16 protein-coding genes are annotated in these 18,902 nt (G+C 64.1%); 13 read left to right on the plus strand and 3 right to left on the minus strand.

Going from position 1 to position 18,902, the window contains the following annotated elements; all coding sequences use genetic code 11:
• Positions 1-118: 118 nt before the first annotated feature.
• The 3 genes from PQB87_RS08080 to PQB87_RS08090 form a co-directional block, all read right to left on the minus strand.
• Entirely contained in the window at positions 119-1,807 is a 1,689-nt protein-coding gene (locus PQB87_RS08080; RefSeq protein ID WP_021162389.1) for a ShlB/FhaC/HecB family hemolysin secretion/activation protein, read from the minus strand.
• 144 nt (positions 1,808-1,951) lie between these two features.
• The gene (locus PQB87_RS08085; RefSeq protein ID WP_021162387.1) at positions 1,952-3,373 is read right to left on the minus strand and encodes a collagen-like triple helix repeat-containing protein; all 1,422 of its coding nucleotides are present in this window, start codon (positions 3,371-3,373) and stop codon (positions 1,952-1,954) included.
• Between the two features lie 40 nt (positions 3,374-3,413).
• Entirely contained in the window at positions 3,414-5,162 is a 1,749-nt protein-coding gene (locus tag PQB87_RS08090; RefSeq protein ID WP_489242793.1) for a collagen-like triple helix repeat-containing protein, read from the minus strand.
• A gap of 678 nt (positions 5,163-5,840) precedes the next feature.
• Here PQB87_RS08090 and PQB87_RS08095 point away from each other — a divergent pair.
• The 13 genes from PQB87_RS08095 (at position 5,841) to PQB87_RS08155 (ending at position 18,869) form a co-directional block, all read left to right on the plus strand.
• Positions 5,841-6,047: a Flp family type IVb pilin gene (locus PQB87_RS08095; RefSeq protein WP_081075904.1), complete on the plus strand. Its 207-nt coding sequence runs from the start codon at positions 5,841-5,843 to the stop codon at positions 6,045-6,047.
• 102 nt (positions 6,048-6,149) lie between these two features.
• Positions 6,150-6,647 (plus strand): A24 family peptidase, encoded by a 498-nt coding sequence (locus tag PQB87_RS08100; protein ID WP_060062453.1) that lies wholly within the window; start codon positions 6,150-6,152, stop codon positions 6,645-6,647.
• The gene (locus PQB87_RS08105) at positions 6,647-7,150 is read left to right on the plus strand and encodes a TadE/TadG family type IV pilus assembly protein (RefSeq protein ID WP_060062451.1); all 504 of its coding nucleotides are present in this window, start codon (positions 6,647-6,649) and stop codon (positions 7,148-7,150) included. Before PQB87_RS08100 ends, PQB87_RS08105 begins: the two co-directional genes overlap by 1 nt.
• A gap of 64 nt (positions 7,151-7,214) precedes the next feature.
• Positions 7,215-8,150, plus strand: coding sequence for a Flp pilus assembly protein CpaB (cpaB, locus tag PQB87_RS08110; RefSeq protein WP_489242836.1), 936 nt, complete (start codon positions 7,215-7,217; stop codon positions 8,148-8,150).
• A gap of 64 nt (positions 8,151-8,214) precedes the next feature.
• Positions 8,215-9,546 (plus strand): type II and III secretion system protein family protein, encoded by a 1,332-nt coding sequence (locus tag PQB87_RS08115; protein ID WP_060062447.1) that lies wholly within the window; start codon positions 8,215-8,217, stop codon positions 9,544-9,546.
• Positions 9,547-9,606: 60 nt separating this feature from the next.
• Entirely contained in the window at positions 9,607-10,881 is a 1,275-nt protein-coding gene (locus PQB87_RS08120) for a fimbrial protein (RefSeq protein WP_060062495.1), read from the plus strand.
• 3 nt (positions 10,882-10,884) lie between these two features.
• A complete protein-coding gene (locus tag PQB87_RS08125) occupies positions 10,885-12,237 on the plus strand; it encodes a TadA family conjugal transfer-associated ATPase (RefSeq protein WP_060062444.1) in 1,353 nt (450 codons plus the stop codon).
• The gene (locus PQB87_RS08130) at positions 12,230-13,222 is read left to right on the plus strand and encodes a type II secretion system F family protein (RefSeq protein ID WP_060062442.1); all 993 of its coding nucleotides are present in this window, start codon (positions 12,230-12,232) and stop codon (positions 13,220-13,222) included. Before PQB87_RS08125 ends, PQB87_RS08130 begins: the two co-directional genes overlap by 8 nt.
• A gap of 4 nt (positions 13,223-13,226) precedes the next feature.
• A complete protein-coding gene (locus PQB87_RS08135) occupies positions 13,227-14,219 on the plus strand; it encodes a type II secretion system F family protein (protein ID WP_060154901.1) in 993 nt (330 codons plus the stop codon).
• An 18-nt stretch (positions 14,220-14,237) separates the two neighbouring features.
• A complete protein-coding gene (locus tag PQB87_RS08140) occupies positions 14,238-15,077 on the plus strand; it encodes a tetratricopeptide repeat protein (RefSeq protein ID WP_489242794.1) in 840 nt (279 codons plus the stop codon).
• A gap of 20 nt (positions 15,078-15,097) precedes the next feature.
• Positions 15,098-15,424 carry a DUF3613 domain-containing protein gene (locus PQB87_RS08145; protein WP_060062436.1) on the plus strand — a complete coding sequence of 109 codons (327 nt, stop codon included), beginning with the start codon at positions 15,098-15,100 and terminating at the stop codon, positions 15,422-15,424.
• Positions 15,425-15,519: 95 nt separating this feature from the next.
• A complete protein-coding gene (locus PQB87_RS08150) occupies positions 15,520-17,466 on the plus strand; it encodes a TadG family pilus assembly protein (RefSeq protein ID WP_489242795.1) in 1,947 nt (648 codons plus the stop codon).
• 11 nt (positions 17,467-17,477) lie between these two features.
• On the plus strand, positions 17,478-18,869 hold the full coding sequence (locus tag PQB87_RS08155; RefSeq protein ID WP_048020714.1) for a sigma 54-interacting transcriptional regulator: 1,392 nt from the start codon (positions 17,478-17,480) through the stop codon (positions 18,867-18,869).
• Positions 18,870-18,902 lie beyond the last annotated feature (33 nt).

The following is an 18,902-nucleotide window of genomic DNA, read 5'->3' on the forward strand; positions in this document are numbered from 1 at the left end:
GTCTGCATGGGGCGGGCATGTTGCGAGCTTCGCCAGAATACGTGAAACCGCGCGCCACGTTTGATAGAGGGGGCTCTAATCGAAACAGCCCGCGTGGCGCGGGTTGTTTGGTGACCGATCAGTTGAGCTGATACGAGAATGCGGCGTTGATGCGCGGGCTGCGTGATGCGCTTTCGACTGGCGCGTCACCCACCGGCTTCGCGACGTTCAGGTCGAGGCTGTAGAAGCGGCTGTCCGTGAAACGCACACCGATGCCGACCGACGACATGCGGTTGGGCGACGGCGTGCCTGAATGCAAGTACACACGCGCCATGTCGTAGGCGATGTACGGCGTTACAGACTTCATATACGTCCAGCCCGGCGTGAAGCCACGGTTGACCTCCAGCGACATCCCCCATCCCGAGTCGCCCGACGCTTCGCCCGGCTGATAGCCGAGCGCGTAACGCGTCGAGCCGAACGAGATCTGCTCGGACGTCGGCAGTGAGTCAGGGCTGTATTGCCCGGTCAGCGAGACTGACGTGCCGATCCGGAACGGCCATTCGTTGGTTTGCGTGAAGGTCGCGCCGGTACGGACGAAGGTCAGCGACGTCGGGTCGGCGTATGTAACCCCCACACCGTTAACCACGCCAGTCTGTGATTTCGATGCACCGAGGATGTCGAATGCCTTGGCGACGTTGACGCTCAGTTTTCGTACCTGCTTCGGTTCGACGCTCGTGTAGTCGAGCTGCAATTGCATCACGCGGACCTGTGACCGGTTTTCGAGGGTATTGCCGTTGGTCTGGCTTTGGTAGCGGTCTTCGTTGTGTGCGGCATAACCCGACACAGTGCCGAGCAGGCTGCGCTGGTTGTTCAGCAGTATCGGATAGGATGCCGAAAGACCAAGCTTCTCGTTCTTGACGGTGCGTTGGACGGACGACGGCAGGCCCGGATTGTCAGTAGGCTTGCCGCGATAGGTGCTTGCATCGAGGCGCGTGATCAGGCCGCTGCTGCCGACGGGCACCGCGCCGCTGAACGCGAAGTAGGTCTGCTTGTCACGCCCCGGCGGCGCCAGTGCGGAGATGCTCAGCTGCTCGCCGAACTTCGTGAGGCCGTTTTCGGTCGCGGTGATGAGGCCCTGTACGCCCGGGTGGTTGAAATCGATACCGGTGCTGACGTTGAATGCCTTGCGGTCGACGGCAAGTTCGAGCGTCGTGGCGCCGTCGGTGGTTTGCGGCGGTGGTACGTTCGCCTTCACCGTGAGGCCGGGCAAGAGGCCGAACGTGTTCACGTAGCGCTCGAACGTTGCGCGGCGCAGCGGGCGATCGTCGGTGATATGCGCTGCGATCGCGCGAATCTTCGATTCCATTGCCCCGGGCTTGCCGGTGACCTTGACGTCCGACACATAGCCTTCAACAACCGTGATGCGCACGACGCCGTTCTCGAACGTCTGCGCGGGAACAAACGCGAACGACAGCGCGTAACCGCGTTCCTGGTAAAGCTTCGTCACGCCGTTGGCGGTTTCGATCAGATCGCCGATCGTGATGTCCTTGCCGACGAGGGGGGTGAAGCGACGCGAGATTTCCTCGAACGGTACCGACTTTACGCCTTCGACCTGGAATGTCGTCGGTGTCAGGTGGCGCGACAGCAACTCCTGCAGTTGCGGCGCCTGGGGCGCGACCTGCACGGTTACGTTCGGGCCGGTTTTCGGCGCGTTGATCTGGGGCAGGGAGTCGAGCGGGTTACCGCCGACGCGCGTTTGTGCCTGTGCCGTGCTGGCTGCCGCGATGGCGGCGAGCAGCATCATCCATCTGTCGAGTCTGGATTTCATTGTTCTTCCTCGTAGGCCTTGCTTTTCGTCTTCTTTGTAATGCCGGCGCGCGACACCAGGGTGCCGCGCGCCGCGTGCCGCAATGCCGGTTGTGCTTGTACGGTCGCACCATCCGCTCCGGCTGCGAAGGTGCGACCGTCTTCCCTACTTGCCAACGCTACCCAGCGTACCCAGCAACCCCGTTACCGGTGCCAGCAGGCCCGTCGAGCCGCCGCCCGACGTTGCCGTTCCCGTGACGCTGCCGACCAGCGACGTGACCGGCGCGAGCGGGCTCGCTCCCCCGGATCCCGCTGCGCCGCCAACTGCTCCGGTGACAGTATTCAGCAAACCGGTGACAGGCGCGAGAGGGTTTGCACTGCCTGCGCCACCCGTTGCGCCGCCGAGCGTGCCCGTGACCGTCGACACGAGATTCGTGACGGGGGCGAGCGGGCCGCCGCTACCGCCCGCCGCACCGCTCAGTGCGCCGGTAACGGTGGAGACGAGGCCCGTGACGGGCGCGAGCGGGCTGCTGCCCGAACCGCCGGTCGCGCCGCCGAGTGCACCCGTGAGCGAGCCGAGCGGCGTCGAGCCGAGACCCGACAGCAGGCCGCCGAGCGGATTCGTCGAGCCGGAACCCGACGACGTGCCGTTCTGCACGGTCGCCGTCGAGCCGCCGACGAGGCTCGTGATCAGGCCGGGGATCGGCGCCGCGCCGTTCGGGCCGTTCGGGTTGACGAGGCCGCCCGCGTTGGTCACGGTGTTGCCGACCGCCGTCACGAGCTGACCGACGTCGCCGACGAGCGGCTGGCTCGATGTGCCGCCAACCTGCTTGCCGGCCGAGCTGATCGCGCCGCCGACCTGGCCGAGCAGACCCGAGACGGGTTGGCCGAGGCCGGTCGTCGTGCCGACCTGTTGCGTGACCTGGCCTGCGGTAATCACGAGCGGCGTGATCGCCGAGCTGAGCGGCTGCGTCACTTGCTGCACGGCGCCCGACGACAGCGTCGAGCCGATCGTCGTGCCGGCAGCCGTCAAGCCATTGGCCACCGTGTCGAGCACGGTGCCGACAGGGGTCGTGACGGGCGCGAGCGGCGCGAGTTGCCCCGTGCCGAGTGCCTTGACCGTCGAGCTCAGGCCGGACACCGTGTTGCTCGTCGCGCCGACCACGTTGCCGAGGCCCGCGACGGTCGTGCCGACCGGATCCTTAGTCGTACCGATCTGTCCCAGCCCGTTGCTCACGGCATCGGCAGCTGCGCCGACGATCGTGCCCGTGCTGGAGAGCGTGCTGCCGACGCCCTTCGTCACACCGTCGCCGAGGCCGGGCACGGTGATGTTGCCGACCGTGCTGCCGAGGTCGGTGGCCGTCTGGCCAACCGTGCTGACGACGCCCTTGGTGCCGGTGGACGTGCCGCTGGTGCCGCTCGTGCTCGGGGTACCGCTCGTGCTGCTGGGGTTGTTGTTGCTGCTGGTCGGCGGCGAACTCACGCCGCCGCCGCCGCAGGCGGCCAGCAGGCAGGCTGCGGCGAAGGCCGTGAGGGGCACGCGCCACTGGTGCAGGGCGGCTGTCGTGAGAGAACGTTGCTGGGACATGATTGACTCCTCGCTGTCTTGTCGATGGATGGATGTTGGTTTACTTGCCGTGCGTGCCACCGAGCAGGCCGCCGATCAGCGACGTGACCGGTGCGAGCGGATTCGACGCCGAGCCCGAGTTCGTGACGGCGCCCGTGCCGCCGGTCAATGCCGGGGCGCCGACCGCACTCGTTACCGTGGACACGACGTTCGTCACCGGGGCGAGCGGGCTGCTGCCGCCTGCGCCGCCTGTTGCGCTGCCGAGGGCGCCCGTCACGGTACCGAGCAGACCGGTGACCGGTGCGAGCGGGCCGCCGCTGCCGCCTGCTGCGCCGCCGAGTGCGCCGGTGACCGTCGAGACGAGACCCGTGACCGGTGCGAGCGGGCCGCCGCTGCCGCCTGCTGCGCCGCCGAGCGCGCCGGTGACCGTCGAGACGAGACCCGTGACCGGCGCGAGCGGGCCGCTGCTGCCTCCTGCTGCGCCGCCGAGCGCGCCGGTGACCGTCGAGACGAGGCCGGTGACCGGAGCGAGCGGGCCGCTGCCGCCGCCTGCTGCGCCGCCGAGTGCGCCCGTGACCGTCGAGACGAGGCCGGTGACCGGTGCGAGCGGGCTGCTGCCGCCGCCCGTTGCGCCGCCGAGTGCGCCGGTGACCGTCGAGACGAGACCGGTAACCGGAGCGAGCGGGCCGCCGCTGCCGCCTGCTGCGCCGCCGAGCGCGCCGGTGACCGTCGAGACGAGGCCGGTGAGCGGCGCGAGCGGGTTGGTTACGCCGCCGGTGCCGCCCGTGAGCAGGCCGCCGACGGCCTTCACGGTGTTGCCGGTCGACGAGACCGTGTTGCCAAGACCGGTCGTGACGGGGTTGCCGCCCGTCGACGCGAGCAGGGCACCGGCCTGGTTCAGGCCGTTGCCGACCGTGCCGAGCAGCGTGTTGACGGGCGCGCCGAGGCCGGTTGCCGTGCCGATCGTCTGGGTCGTCTGGCCGACCATCGTCGTGATCGGCGTGATGGCCGAGCTGACCGTCTGCGTGACCTGCTGGATCGGGCCGGTCGACAGTGCGTTGGTGAGGGTGTTGCCGCCGTTCGAGACGGCACCGCCGAGCGTCGACACGAGGCCGCCGACGGCGCCCGTGACCGGTGCGAGCGGCGAGAGCGGGCCGCTGCCGAGGCTCGAGACCAGGGTCCCCGTTTGCGTGACTGCGCTGCCGAGCTGGTTGACCACGCCACCCGTGCTGGCGAGCGTGGTGCCGACCGGGTCCTTCGTCGCGCCGAGCTGGCCGAGACCGTTGCCGAGGCCGTTGCCGAGTGCGGTCACTGCGCCGCCGACGCTTTGCACGATGCCGCCCGCGGCTTGTGTGGTGGCCGGGTTGACGCCCGGCAGCGTCTGGCTGCCGATGACGGAACCGAGGCCCGAGACGGTTCCGCCGACACCCGTCAAGATGTTGCTGCTGCTTGCGAGGACAGTTCCCACTGGGTTCGACGACACGCCCGACGTGCCGGAAGTACCGGACGTGCCGCTCGTGCCCGACGTACCGCTGGTACCGGAGGTCCCGCTTGTGCCGGACGTACCGCTCGTACCCGAGGTGCCGCTGGTGCCGCTCGTACCCGAAGTTCCGCTCGTGCCCGATGTGCCCGATGTGCCGCTCGTGCCGGACGTGGAGATCGTATCGCCGCCGCCCGAGCTCGAGCCGCCGCCAAGACCCTGGCTGATGGAACCCGAGCCGCCGCACGCGGAGAGGGAAAGCATGGCTGCGACGGTGGCCGCGATCAGAGTCGTCCGGAACACGCCATGAGGGATAACCTTAATGTCCATTTTTTCCTCGCATTAAAATGTGTTGTGAACTGCGTTGTGTTGAGTGGTGCGAGGAGTACTCTGCAACTGTCGTGCCATTTCGATGCCCGACGGTTCGGCAACAGGTTTTAAACGGGGCAATTCCTTGTCGGAAAAGGAAGTTACGGGAATTGAAAGATTGTTGAATCTGTTTAAGTGCAGACGAATGAGAACGATTTCGATCGTTTCGTAACGTAACGTCACAACATTGGCGTTACGCGTGCGACGTAACGTGGGAGGCCGCGCAGGCTTGGTGGACGAGGCAACTGTTTTACAGGTGGATTAGGTGTGCACATCTAACCTATCGTAAATCCTATGTGTAAGTCGTACCGAAACGCCGTACAAATACGTTGTGCTCACGGTCATTTTTTTCGATCCAGGACGTTAAAAGAGGTTGGAACTTAAATAGGATCGGATATAGAATCCGGAGCAGATGTAAGGAAATGTACGGTTCGGTACACAACGTTCGAGGAGGGTTGCTATCGCGAATGTTAACTTGCATCAAATGGTGGGCCATGCCCCTCGGGGCAATCTATAAAGAAAGTGCACCTGGTTGTCGTTACAGCAGATGTGGCGAACAGCGCGGGGCAACCGGCCGGATATGCGGGGATGTATACGTATAAAAGGCCAAAGAACGTAAATACAGGCACGAGGAATAAAATGAAAGCACTCATCAAGCGCTTCCTTAAGGAAGAAGACGGGGTTACCGCGATCGAGTATGGTCTGATTGCGGGGCTGATTGCTGTTGCAATCATTGCGGGCGCCTCATCGGTGGGAACCAATCTCAGCAGCACCTTCTCGAAAATCGGAACGTGTGTGTCGGCGCCGAGTTCCACATGCTGGTCGGCGGCGGCGCCTTCTACCTGATAAGAAAAAATTGCCGGTTCCGAATATCGTCTGGCGGCTTTGCAGCGGGCGAATTATTGACGTAACTCGCCCGCTGTCCTGGTCGCGGTAGATAGCGACGTGATGGCTCGTCTTTTCTTCATCGGGGTATTCCTGGGCTGGGCGGCGTTCGTCGCGTCTAGCGATATCCGCTTTCGGCGTATTCGAAACGCGCTTGTCGTCGCGGGGTTGGTCGGTGCCTTGGTGGCTGCGGCCCTCGGTCGAAATCCATTCGGAATATCGCTCACCCAATCTCTGGTCGGTGCGGCTGTGGGACTGCTTTGTTTTATTCCCTTGTTCGCATTGCGTGCGATGGGTGCAGCCGACGTCAAGGTTTTTGCCGTTCTGGGTGCATGGTGCGGTGCGCCGGCGCTGTTGTGGCTCTGGATCGTCGCGAGCCTCGCCGCAGCCCTCCACGCGCTCTGGGTGATGCTTCTGTCGCGGACGTCGGTCTTCGCGCTGTACAAACGCGCGACGCCCACGATGACGCTCGGTGGCCGCCGAGCGACGCCATATGCGGCGTTTCTTGTGATACCCGCGGCTGCGTGGCTTCTGCATCTTGTGTATGTGAGGGGAATGTGATGGCTCGGGGGACGCAAGCGCGCCAGCCGTCCGCATGGCGGCGGCAACGGGGAGTGGCGGCGGTCGAGTTCGCTGTCGTGTTTCCTTTGTTCTTCCTGATCTTCTACGCGATCGTCACGTTCGGGATGGTTTTCATCATCCAGCAAAGCCTGACATTCGCGGCATCCGAAGGTGCGCGTGCCGCGTTGAATTACACGTCTGCGCCGTGTGACCGGCTGCAGGTCAATGCACGGAACGCCGTTGCGCAAGCATTGGCCGGCACGCCGTGGTCGAACAATGTCAGTTTCGCCGCGCAGGTCTCCACGTCGGTGCCAACACCCACATCGACGCCCGGCGTGACCTGCGGCACGACATTTACATCGACGTCCACGTCGGCCTTCAACGTGATGGTGACGATGACCTATTCATATGCGGCGAATCCGCTGATTCCATGGATATTCCTGTTCAATGCGCCGCAGTTGCAAAGTAGCGCGACCGTACAGGTTCAGCCCAGCATGCTTTGAAACTGAAAGTAGTCCCCCGATCGTTGCACGCTCCAGAACCCGATTCCGGCATTCCCATATCAACATGGCCAACAATCTGACAAAAATCATCGCGGGGTTGCTGATTGCGATCGCTGTTCTTCTCGGCATCTACGCGTGGTTGCTCGGGCGCAGTCCCTCGGGCCCCGTCCCTGTACAACAGACCGTCGCTGCTAACCCGGTGCCGGTGGTCGTTGCGACGCGCGTGCTGCCGGTCGGTCAGCCGATTCCCGCCGATGCATTGAAGATTCAGCCGGCCGCACCGGTGCCAACAGGTGCGTTTGCCGATCCGGCGGTACTGGTGGGCCGCGTTCCGGCGAGGGACATCCCGGCGTCGGCGCCGGTCGTGGCGGACGCATTGGTGTCGGGGCTCGCCGAGGATGTTCAGCCAGGCGAACGGGCGATTGCGGTTCGCGTCGACGAGACCAACGCGGTCGGCAACCGTCTGCGACCCGGCAACTTCGTCGACATATTCGTGAACCTGAAGCGTGAAGCCGGCGGCGGGATGCTCGACGGCGAAGTTTCGCAGACGCAGGCGAGGCTCCTGATGTCGAAGGTTCGCGTACTGTCGTTCGGAGATGCGACTGCGGAGCGCGACAGCGGCAGCAACACGAACGGTAATAACGGCCAGCCGAGCAACACGCGCATCGCGGTACTCGCGGTGCCGACCGCGCAGGTCGATGCACTGACACTCGGCGAGGCGAGCGGGCGGCTGACGCTCGCGCTGCGCAATCCGCGCGACGACGAGCTTGCGATACAGACGGTGGCGGTGCGCACCGACAACAAGCTGTCGCCATCGGCACTTGCCGCGGCAGGCGTGTCGCTGCAACAGTTGTCCGGCACGCCGAGGATCGCAGCGGCCAGCACGAACATACCGCCGCTGCCGTCGCGCCTGCCGCCGGTGGCGCGGCCAGGCGGCAGCGGTGGCGGGGGCGGCATCGAGGTGATCCGGGGCGGCCGGTCGGAAACGGTTGCGTATTGAACAACATCGATGGCCATCGATATCAGCGACGACAAGTAAAGGCCGTGCGACGGTCCAACAAACAATGAAAAACACACTGATTGCATTCGCGATTGCTCTCTGGGCCCTGACATTCGCCTCCTTTGCAAGCGCGAGCGGCACGATCGAGCTGGCGGTCGGGGCGCAGCGGCAGATTTCCGCCGGCCGCGCGCTGCAGCGGGTCGCCGTCGGCGATCCGGCGATCGCCGATGTGCTGATCATGAAGGGCAGTCGGTCCGGTTCGGTGCTGCTGACTGCGAAAGCGCCGGGGGTGACGAACGTGATGTTGTGGGAGCGCGGTAAAGACGAGCCGACGGTCTGGAGCGTCGAAGTCGTCGACGCGGCTGCGCAAGCAGTACTCGACGGTTCGACACCGCAGGTGAAAGCGTATGGCGGGACGTCGGTGCTGCGGGGAACGTCGGCATCGCTCGATGCGCACGAGCGGGCCACGGCGGTTGCCAAAAACATGAGCCCCAAGGGTGCGGTGATCGATCGCTCGACGCTGGCCGGCAAGAACGTCGTGCAGGTCGACGTGAGGGTGGTGGAATTCAGCCGCTCGGTGCTCAAGCAAGTAGGCTTCAACTTCTTTAAGCAGAGCAACGGCTTTTCGTTCGGCTCGTTCTCGCCGGGTGGTGTGCAATCGTACAACGGTGGGTCTGGGCCGGGCACGGGTGGGTATATTCCGACGCTCGGCGCACCGGTTGCCTCTGCGTTCAATCTGGTTGTGAATGCTGCGGGGCGTGGCATCTTCGCCGACCTGTCGTTGCTTGAGGCGAACAACATGGCGCGCGTGCTCGCCGAGCCGACGCTCGTCGCGTTGTCCGGCCAGAGCGCCAGCTTTCTCGCAGGCGGCGAGATTCCGGTGCCGTCGCCGCAGGGGCTCGGATCGACCGCGATCCAGTGGAAGCAATATGGCGTCGGGCTGTCGCTTACCCCGACGGTGCTGGGTCCGAACCGGATCGCGCTGAAAGTCGCACCGGAATCGAGTCAGCTCGATTTCGTGAACAGCGTGACGATCAGCGGCGTTGCAGTGCCGGGTATCACGACGCGCCGCGCCGATACGACGGTTGAACTCGGCGATGGCGAGAGCTTCGTGATCGGCGGTCTGATCGACCGCCAGACGATGTCGAACGTGAACAAGGTACCGCTGCTCGGCGACCTGCCGATCATCGGCACGTTCTTCAAGAACCTGAACTACCAGCAGAACGACAAGGAGTTGCTGATCATCGTGACCCCGCATCTCGTCGCACCGATTGCGAAGGGGGCGGTACTGCCGGCGACACCCGGCGAGTTGTCCGAGCAACGTGACGGGCCGGTCTGGCGATCTTATCTGGGCGGCGCGGTGTCGCCTGATGCCGCCCCGGGTTTCTCGAAATGAATGTGAAGCATTGCGCGTTGCGGCACATCGCCACGCCTTGCGTAATCGGGGGTGTTCGACATGAATGCACGAACTCAATCATTGTGTGAACCCGCCGTGACCGACTACTTCGTTTGCGCATCGACAAAGGAAGCGCATGTGCGCTGGCTGGCCGATACGTTGGTGTCGGCCGGAGCGGTCGAGGCTGCGTCGCTGGAGCCGGGTGGGCTTGCGCAACGCATCACGGGACTCAATCCGGCGCTGGTGTTCATCGATTTCTCCGAACGCAGCGACCTGGCGAGCGTTGCCGCCGCCACGGTACGCGCTGCGTATCCGGGGTTGCCGATCGTTGCGCTCGGCTCGCTTGCACAGCCGGAGAGCACGCTGGCCGCGCTGCGTGCGGGCGTGCGCGATTTCATCGACGTATCGGCCCCGGCCGAGGATGCACTGCGGACGACGCGTGGTTTGCTGTCTCACGTCAGCGAGCCGACGAGCCGCCACGGGAAGGTCGTCGCGCTGCTCGGGGCGCGTGCCGGCATGGGCGTCAGCACGCTTGCCGCGAATCTCGCGGTCTGGCTGCAGAAGCGGGCGCTCGGCCCGGGTGCGGCGGGCAGTCCGGACGGCGGCGCGCCGGCCGGCCGCCAAACCGCGCTGATCGATCTAGGGTTGCCGGCCGGTGACGGCGCGCTGTTCCTGAACACGCGCTGCGAATTCCATTTCATCGACGCCGTGCAGAACCTGCGCCGCATCGATCGCACGTTCGTGAACACCGCGCTCACGCGGCACCAGAGTGGCGTTGCACTGACGACTTTGCCGCCGGATCTCGGTGCATTGCGTGACGTGTCTTATGCGTCATGCATCGGCTTGCTGAACAGGTTTCGCGCGTTTTTCGACCAGCAGGTCGTCGACCTCGGCGGGTTCTCGAATCGCGAGTTCGTCACGCAGATCGCCGCATCGGCCGACGAGGCATGGCTTGTCTGCGATCAGGGTGTCGCATCGATCGTGTCGGCAGCCGATTTGCTCACCGGGCTGCGTGATGCGGGCGTCGATACCGATCGTGTCAAGCTCGTGGTCAATCAGTACGATCCCGCGCTGGACCTGATGCCCGGGCAGATCGCCGAGCGTCTCGGCTTGTCGCTGGTCGGCACCTTGCCCGCGCGTCGCGTCGCGATCGGCCATGCTGCGAACCAGGGACGGCTCATCGTCGATGCGGCAGAGCGCGATCCTTATGTGCGTGCACTCGAAACCCTCGCCGCGCGGCTGCCCGGTGTATCGGGCATGGCGGGCGCGTCGCGCGCCGCGCCGGGCTTGTCCGCGCTCAAGCGTTTCATTCAACCCTCGTCCAGGCGGTCGTAACCGATGGCACACGACATTCAATTTGCCGACGGCGCAGCGCCGTTTTCGCAGACGCAGCAATTCCACGACATCAAGAATGCTGCGCACGAGCATTTGCTGACGCGTATCGAGGAACTGGGAGCCGAGTTCGGCCGATGGTCCCGCCAGGCGATCAATCAGTTCGTCGATCTCGAGATTGACAGCTTCGTGCGCCTGCGCCGCATTCCGCTCAACGAGAGCGAGGTGCGTGCGATCGCCGAAGCGCTGACGAAGGAACTCGCGGGCTTCGGGCCGATCGAGGATCTGCTCGCAGACCCGGCGGTCGAGGACATCCTGATCAACGGCTACAACGACGTGTACGTGTCGCGTCACGGGATCCTCGCGAAGCTGCCGGTGCGTTTCACCGACAACGCGCATTTGCTACGCATCGTGCGACGGATTCTCGCGCCGATCGGACGTCGTCTCGACGAGTCGAACCCGATGGTCGATGCGCGGCTGCCGGACGGCGGGCGCGTGAATGTCGTGATCGAGCCGCTTTCGATCGATGGCCCGATCGTGTCGATCCGGAAGTTCCGCAAAGATCCGCTCAAGCCCTCGGACCTGCTCGGTAACGGCACGTATAACCAAGAGATCGGCGCGCTGCTCGAGGCAGCGGTCGAGGCACGCTGCAACGTTCTCGTGTCGGGCGGCACGAGTTCCGGAAAGACGTCGCTGCTTAACGCGCTCGCGTTCCACATTCCAGAGGCCGAACGTGTCGTAACGATCGAGGATACGGCCGAACTGTCGCTGAATCACCCTCATGTCGTGCGGCTCGAAAGCCGCCCGGGCGGGTTCGATGGTACCGGCGTCGTGACGATTCGTGACCTGTTGCGCAACACGTTGCGGATGCGTCCGGACCGGATCATCGTCGGCGAAGTGCGCGGCGGCGAAGTGCTCGAAATGCTGCAGGCCATGAACACGGGCCACGACGGCTCGATGGGCACCGTGCACGCGAGCTCGCCGCGCGAGTGCCTGTACCGTCTCGAGATGCTTGCCGGTTTCGCTGGTTTCCAGGGAACCGAGTCGAGCCTGCGTCGCCAGATTGCAAACGCGATCGACTTCATTGTGCAGATCGGGCGACTGTCGAATGGACGCCGCCGGATTCTGTCGGTCACCGAGGTGACCGGGCTGTCCGACAACATCATTGCGACGCAGGAACTGTATCGCTACGAAGCACGCGTGACGCCGGAGGGGGAGGAGGTCGATCACTGGGAGTCGCTGGGTATCCATCCTCACTCGCCGAAGCTCGCGCGGTTCCGCCAGGCGTTAACGAACAGCGGACTGGGCGGCGGGTTCGGCGGCGACGGTTTTGGTCGCGGCGGGGGCTTCAATGTTTAGCGCGTCGGTCTGGATGCTCGCGGTCGCGATGCTGTGCGTGGCGTCGGCGCTGATGCTGTGGCGGCATGCGGAAACCCGGCGCGTGCGCACCGATGCGAAGCGCTTCATTGACAGCCGGCTTGAACCCGGAGCACGCGCGGCGTCGCCGTCCGCAAGGCCGGCGGTATCCGCCGCGCCCCGGACTGTAGCGTCGTCCAGTGGCGTGCGCAATGCGGTATCTCGTGCTTTCTGGGCACACTGGTATGCGGTTGCGAAGGAGTATCTGATCAACCTCGTGAACCGCGCCGGGATCGAAGGCGCACGCGGCAAGGCGATCATTGCGCTGGCCGTGCTTGTCGCGATTGCGTCGATCGCGGGTAACCGCGGCGGCGCGCTCGCGTGTTTCGCTGCGCTGGTCTGCGGGAGCGCGATTTTTTGCATCTGGCTCACGTCGCGTATCCAGCGGCGGCGACTGAAGATCGTCCGGCAGATCCCGTCGTTTCTTGACGGGATCGTGCGACTGGTGACGCTCGGCAACAGCGTGCCGGCCGCATTTCAGGCAGCGTTGCTGACGACGGAGGAGCCGCTGCGAGGGTGCCTCGATCACGTGTCCCGGATGTTGCGCACGGGCGTCGAAATCGATCGAGCGATGCTCCATATCGCGAAGATCTACCGGGCGCAGGAATTCGAGCTGCTCGGATCGGTGCTGCGGCTGTCGGTCAAGTATGGTGGTCGCGCGGACGTGATGCTCGAACGCATGGCCGTGTTCATGCGCGACCTCGAGCAGGCGGAGCGCGAGCTGACGGCCATGTCGGCCGAGACACGACTATCGGCGTTCGTGCTCGTGATGCTGCCGATCGCGATCGGCAGTTTTGTCGTGATGACCAATCCGAAATATCTGGAAGGAATGTGGATCGATCCGCGCGGACAAATGCTCCTTATCGTCGCGTTCCTGATGCAGGTTGCGGGGAGCGTGTGGTTGTATCGGATGGCTCGACTCAGGTGATGCGATGACGGCAACTCAGATCGGATCGGTTGCTCTGGCGCTTGGTGCGCTAGGCGTGCTGCTGTTTGGAATGATCGCGTTGCTGCGTGCCAGCGCCACGTCGCGTGCTGAACGTGCGCTGGCCGAGGCGCTCGACCAGCGCATGGCAGCACTCGAGGCGGCCAAGAAACGGGCCACGGCGGAGAGTGCGGCAGAAGTGACACGGGTTGCGCCCGGCCGTCAGCGCATCGAGCGCATGCTTACGCGATTGTCGGCGGCGGGGATGCGACTGCTCGATACCGGATTCGGCAAGCACATTGTCGCGGAAGAGGATCGCCGCATTCTTGAGCAATGCGGCTATGTCGACACGCGCACGCGCGGACTGTTCCTGAGCGCGCGGATCGCTTGCGGGATCGGGTTGCCGCTTCTGTTCGCGGTATTCGCCAGCGGACGAATGAAGGGCGGATACTGGATGATCGGGATGTTCGCTGCATTCGCGTTCGGCTTCATGCTGCCGAAGCTATACGTGCAGCGGCGTGCCGCCGCTCGTCGCCAGAGCGTCGTCGATGAACTGCCGCTGTTCGTCGACATGTTGCGCTTGTTGCAGGGCGTTGGGTTGTCGCTGGATCAGAGCCTGCAGGTCGTGACCAACGACTTCCGAGGGATGATGCCGGTGCTGTCGTCGGAGGTCGGAATCGCGCAGCGTCAGTTCGCAGCGGGCCGCACGCGCGATCAGTCGATGCAGAGGCTGTCGGGCGGTTTCGACAACGAGGATTTGCGCGCGATTACCCGATTAATGGTGCAGGTCGACAAGCACGGTGGCGCGGTACAGGAGCCGCTCAAGCAGTTCGGCGACCGGCTGCGGGAGACGCGCCGCGCGATGCTTCGCGAACGGATCGGCCGACTGACCGTGAAGATGACGGGCGTCATGGTCCTGACGCTGCTACCCGCGCTGCTGATCGTGACGGCGGGACCCGGGTTGCTGGCAGTGACGCATGCGTTGTCGGCGCATCATTGATGGGTGGAAGGGAAGACGATGAAGCGGATCACCAGGATGGCCAGGTACGCAGGTGTGGCGGCAGCGGTGCTGCTTGGTGCTTGCGCGACCAAGGAAAGCGGGTATGGCGTTGGCGCGCAGACCGAACGCGCGGCGCTGATTCAGGCTGCCGATCAGAAGCAGGCGGTGCCGGATACGCCCGCGATGTATCTCGGCCTGATTCAGCGGATGCAGGCACAGGGTCTCTACTATGCGTCGCTCGCGCACATCGACGCTTACGACAAGGCGTACGGCGTGTCGCCCGACACGATCCTGCTGCGCGCGGACGCGTTGAGAATGACCGACCAGCCGGCTGCAAGTGCAGCGGCCTATACGCAACTGCTGAAGACGCCGCTCTCCGCGCGCGGATATCGGGGCCTTGGGTTGATCGCCGGTGCGGCAGGCGATTTCGGTCAGGCGGTACAGGCACTGACACAGGCGTCCGAGCTCGCGCCGACCGATGCGTCGCTGCTATCCGATCTCGCCTATGCGAAATTGCGTAGCGGCGATGTGGTCGGCGCGCGGGTGCCGCTGATGAAGGCGGCGGAACTGGATCAACGCAATCCGAAGATCGTCAGCAATCTCGTGCTGTATTTGCTCGCCGCCGGGCGCACGCAGGACGCGCAGCGGTTGATGAACCAGCAGCATTTACCGCCGGATATCCGCAAGGACATCGTCGGCGATGCCGCAAGAATCGCGGCCGCTGCACGGGCGCAGCAGCGTGCGGTCGCGACGCCGCCGGTGGTGTCGCGCCGTACAGCGACTGTGCCGATCACGCCGATGGCAAACAATTTCGGCTATGACCAGACCGTGCCGTTGCTGCAACGGTTTGCACAATAAACAGACAGGTGGGGAACAACATGAATAACAACCATCATCGAGCCGCGCGCGCGGGGCGGATCGCGCTGTTGGGCGCGATCGTTTGCATGGCAATGAGCACCGCAGCCGTACATGCGCAACAGGCAGCGGCGCCAGCCGCATCCGACGTCGACCGCTCGACGAAGGAATGGCTTTCGATGCAGCGAGACAACCGCGCGGCGGCACCGGTGCAGCCGATGCTTGGCGATGTCGCGTCGCTCGTTTATCAACGCTATCTCGATTCGTTCAAGAACAAGATTCCGCAGTCGATGAGCACGCTTGGCAGTTCGTCCGGCGGCATGTCGGGTAGCGGGCAGAGTGCGCAGTAAGCGAGATGACGATGCGGGCAGATCAGGCACATGGGGTTCGGTGGCGCGGCGCTCGCTGGCCGGGCAAACAACGTCAACGCGGCTCCATATTGGTCATGGCTGCGATCTGGCTCACGATCGCGATCATCGTGCTCGGGGTGATCGACATCGCGAATCTGTATTTGCAGAAGCGGGATCTGCAACGGATCGTTGACCTGGCTGCATTGGCGGCAGTGCAGCCGATGACGAGCGATCCAAGCGGCTGCCTGAACGATGCAAAAAACAATGTGACGGCGAGTGCGAACATCAACGACAAGGGTTATGCGTTCACGTTGATCAGCGCGACGGCGACGGCAAGTCCTTCCACGGGAAACGATCAGATTGCCGTCAGCTGCGGGAGTTGGGATTCGTCGACTGCCTATGTGACGCCCGCGTCGACTGCGGCGAATGCGGCGCAGGTGACGGCGTACCGGCAGGTGAACTACTACTTCCTGGGGCTGCTGAACCAGTTGAGCGGGCGGCAGGCGATTGTCTCCGCGACGGCTACCGCACGTGCGGCGGCGATCGACACGTTTAGCGTGGGTTCGACGCTTGCGAGCCTGAATTCCTCTACGTCCGCGATACTCGATCCGCTACTCACGGGGTTGCTGGGTGCCTCGGCCAACGTCAACGTCGGTCTGGCCAATTACCAGGCCTTGGCCGGAGCGAACGTCACGCTGGGGCAGTTGGCGAATGTCGCAACCCAACTCGGCACGGCGGGCATGTCGAGTCCAGCCAGCGTCGGGAAGTTGCTCGGCCTCAACCTGACCGTCTCGGATATCCTGAATCTCGCCGCCACGGCGGTGGGCAGCAATACCACGGTGGGCACGGTGCTCACCGCGCTAAGCAATAGCGTTGGCGCCAACGTCAATCTCAATAAGATCTCGCTTGGGAGTCTCCTCCAGTACTCGGGCAGCAATGCGGAGGCGGCGGCGAATGCGAGTATCAATGTGCTGCAGTTGTTGCTCACGACGGCTCAGATCGGTGCATATGACAGCGCGCTGACGCTATCGGTCGGTCAAGCAAGCTGCCCCGGCAGTGCGCTTTGTCCGCTCATTTCGGCGGTGTCGACGCTGGTCCGAGTCAATAGTCTGCAATTGCAGGTGCTGGCGCCGCCGTCGATCGGAATTGGCGAAGCCGGACAAGTGAACGGCATATGGCGCACGCAGGCGTCGCAAGCGGAGATCGGGCTCTACGTCGATGTGCAGGTGCTGTCGGATCCGCCCCCGCTGGGCATTCCCGGCCTGTTGACGCTTCAGCTTTCGGGACCGCATTTGCCGCTCTACGTCATTCTGGGCGGCCCGGGTCGCGCCTGGTTGGCCAATACGAGTTGTAAATCGACCCCGGCGTCGAGCACCGCGACGTTTGGCGTATTGCCGGGCGTGGCGATGATTTGCGCCGGACAAAATACGGGGGGAACGCTGAACCTCAATTCCCCGAGCTGTGCGTCCAGCACCGGCACGATTCCCGTGGCGAAGCTGTCGGGAGCAGGGTTACTCGGGAATTTTTCGCTTCTTCAACTCAGTCTATCGTTGTCGAACCCCGTCGCGTACGTTGGGAGTAGCACCAGCACGCCGATCTACAGCGGCCCGCCATTGCCTTCGACCCCAGGCGCGCTGAGCGCCAGCCTGCCGTTGTCGGGGACGGGCGTCTTGTATCAGAACAATTCGCAATACTCGTTCTGCAACACCAAGCCGAGTAACGGTGCATGCACGTCGTCCGCGTGGTCTCCGGGACCCAATTGGACCACATCGTCGACAGCGACCAACTCGCTCAACGTGCAGCTGGCCAATCTCTTGGGGGGAACGTCGATCCAGCTCAACGTCGCCGGACTGGATCTATCGATCTTGACCCAGATTCTTCAGCCGCTTACGGGGCAGCTCATTCCTTTGCTGGTCGGGCTCGTCAATCCGTTGCTCAATGTGTTGGTCACGCCGTTGTTGACGGCATTAGGATTGCAAATCGGCCAGGTGACCGTGATTCAACATGGCCTGACTTGCAACGCCCCGCAAATCGTTCATTGAAAGCATCAACAATGAGAACCACGCCCGCAATCGAAGAGCTCGACCTGTACGTCTGGGAAGGCAAGGCGGACATTGTCGACCGCGTCGCCCGGTGCATGGCGAGCTTCGACGTCGAAGTGATCCGCGCCGACAACGCGGAGATCTCGCCCGAGCGCGCCGCATTGCGACCGTCACTGGCGATCATCAGCGTGACGATGATCGAAATCGGCGCAGCGTTCCTGCGCGACTGGCAGGCCAACATCGGCATGCCGGTCGTCTGGGTCGGCGCGGCGCGCGATCACGACGCTTCGCAGTATCCGCCCGAGTATTCGCACATCCTGCCGCTCGATTTCACGTGCGCCGAGCTGCGCGGCATGATCGGCAAGCTCGTCACGCAGTTGCGGGCGCATACGGCCGAAACGTCGCATCCGACCGAACTCGTCGCGCACTCGGAATCGATGCAGGCACTCCTGCACGAAGTCGATACATTCGCCGACTGCGACACCAACGTGCTGCTGCACGGAGAAACCGGCGTCGGCAAGGAGCGCATCGCGCAACTGCTGCACGAAAAGCATTCGCGCTACCGGCACGGCGAATTCGTGCCGGTGAACTGCGGTGCGATTCCCGACGGCCTGTTCGAATCGCTGTTCTTCGGTCATGCGAAAGGATCGTTCACGGGCGCGGTTGTTGCGCATAAAGGCTATTTCGAACAGGCGGGCGGCGGCACGCTGTTCCTCGACGAAGTCGGCGATCTGCCGCTGTACCAGCAGGTCAAGCTGCTGCGCGTGCTCGAGGACGGCGCGGTGCTGCGCGTCGGCGCAACGTCGCCGGTCAAGGTCGATTTCCGCCTGGTCGCGGCGAGCAACAAGAAGCTGCCGCAACTCGTGAAGGATGGCCTGTTCCGCGCCGATCTCTACTACCGGCTCGCGGTGATCGAGCTGAGCATTCCGTCGCTGGAAGAGCGCGGTGCCGTCGACAAGATCGCGCTGTTCAAGTCGTTCGTCGCACAGGTGGTCGGCGAGGCACGGCTCGCGCAGTTGTCCGATCTGCCGTACTGGCTGACGGATTCTGTCGCGGACAGCTATTTCCCCGGCAACGTGCGCGAACTGCGCAACCTCGCCGAGCGCGTCGGTGTGACGGTGCGGCAGACGGGCGGGTGGGATGCCGCGCGGCTGCAGCGGTTGATCGCGCATGCGCGCAGTTCGGCGCAGCCGGTACCGGCGGAGAGCGCGGCCGAGGTCTTCGTCGATCGCAGCAAGTGGGACATGAACGAGCGCAACCGCGTGATTGCGGCGCTCGACGCCAACGGCTGGCGGCGTCAGGATACGGCGCAGCAGCTCGGTATCAGCCGCAAGGTATTGTGGGAAAAAATGCGCAAATATCAGATCTTCGACGAGGAGCCCGAGACCCGCGAAAGTGAGTAATTAATGAGATAAAATCGCGCTGAATTACAACGA

Source organism: Burkholderia sp. KL41, assembly GCF_057005415.2.

Coding starts and splice junctions, on each gene's coding strand:
- PQB87_RS08080 (WP_021162389.1), bottom strand. CDS start 1,807: ATGAAATCCAGACTCGACAGATGGATGATGCTGCTCGCCGCCATCGCG.
- PQB87_RS08085 (WP_021162387.1), bottom strand. CDS start 3,373: ATGTCCCAGCAACGTTCTCTCACGACAGCCGCCCTGCACCAGTGGCGC.
- PQB87_RS08090 (WP_489242793.1), bottom strand. CDS start 5,162: ATGGACATTAAGGTTATCCCTCATGGCGTGTTCCGGACGACTCTGATC.
- PQB87_RS08095 (WP_081075904.1), top strand. CDS start 5,841: ATGAAAGCACTCATCAAGCGCTTCCTTAAGGAAGAAGACGGGGTTACC.
- PQB87_RS08100 (WP_060062453.1), top strand. CDS start 6,150: ATGGCTCGTCTTTTCTTCATCGGGGTATTCCTGGGCTGGGCGGCGTTC.
- PQB87_RS08105 (WP_060062451.1), top strand. CDS start 6,647: ATGGCTCGGGGGACGCAAGCGCGCCAGCCGTCCGCATGGCGGCGGCAA.
- cpaB (WP_489242836.1), top strand. CDS start 7,215: ATGGCCAACAATCTGACAAAAATCATCGCGGGGTTGCTGATTGCGATC.
- PQB87_RS08115 (WP_060062447.1), top strand. CDS start 8,215: ATGAAAAACACACTGATTGCATTCGCGATTGCTCTCTGGGCCCTGACA.
- PQB87_RS08120 (WP_060062495.1), top strand. CDS start 9,607: ATGAATGCACGAACTCAATCATTGTGTGAACCCGCCGTGACCGACTAC.
- PQB87_RS08125 (WP_060062444.1), top strand. CDS start 10,885: ATGGCACACGACATTCAATTTGCCGACGGCGCAGCGCCGTTTTCGCAG.
- PQB87_RS08130 (WP_060062442.1), top strand. CDS start 12,230: ATGTTTAGCGCGTCGGTCTGGATGCTCGCGGTCGCGATGCTGTGCGTG.
- PQB87_RS08135 (WP_060154901.1), top strand. CDS start 13,227: ATGACGGCAACTCAGATCGGATCGGTTGCTCTGGCGCTTGGTGCGCTA.
- PQB87_RS08140 (WP_489242794.1), top strand. CDS start 14,238: ATGAAGCGGATCACCAGGATGGCCAGGTACGCAGGTGTGGCGGCAGCG.
- PQB87_RS08145 (WP_060062436.1), top strand. CDS start 15,098: ATGAATAACAACCATCATCGAGCCGCGCGCGCGGGGCGGATCGCGCTG.
- PQB87_RS08150 (WP_489242795.1), top strand. CDS start 15,520: ATGGCTGCGATCTGGCTCACGATCGCGATCATCGTGCTCGGGGTGATC.
- PQB87_RS08155 (WP_048020714.1), top strand. CDS start 17,478: ATGAGAACCACGCCCGCAATCGAAGAGCTCGACCTGTACGTCTGGGAA.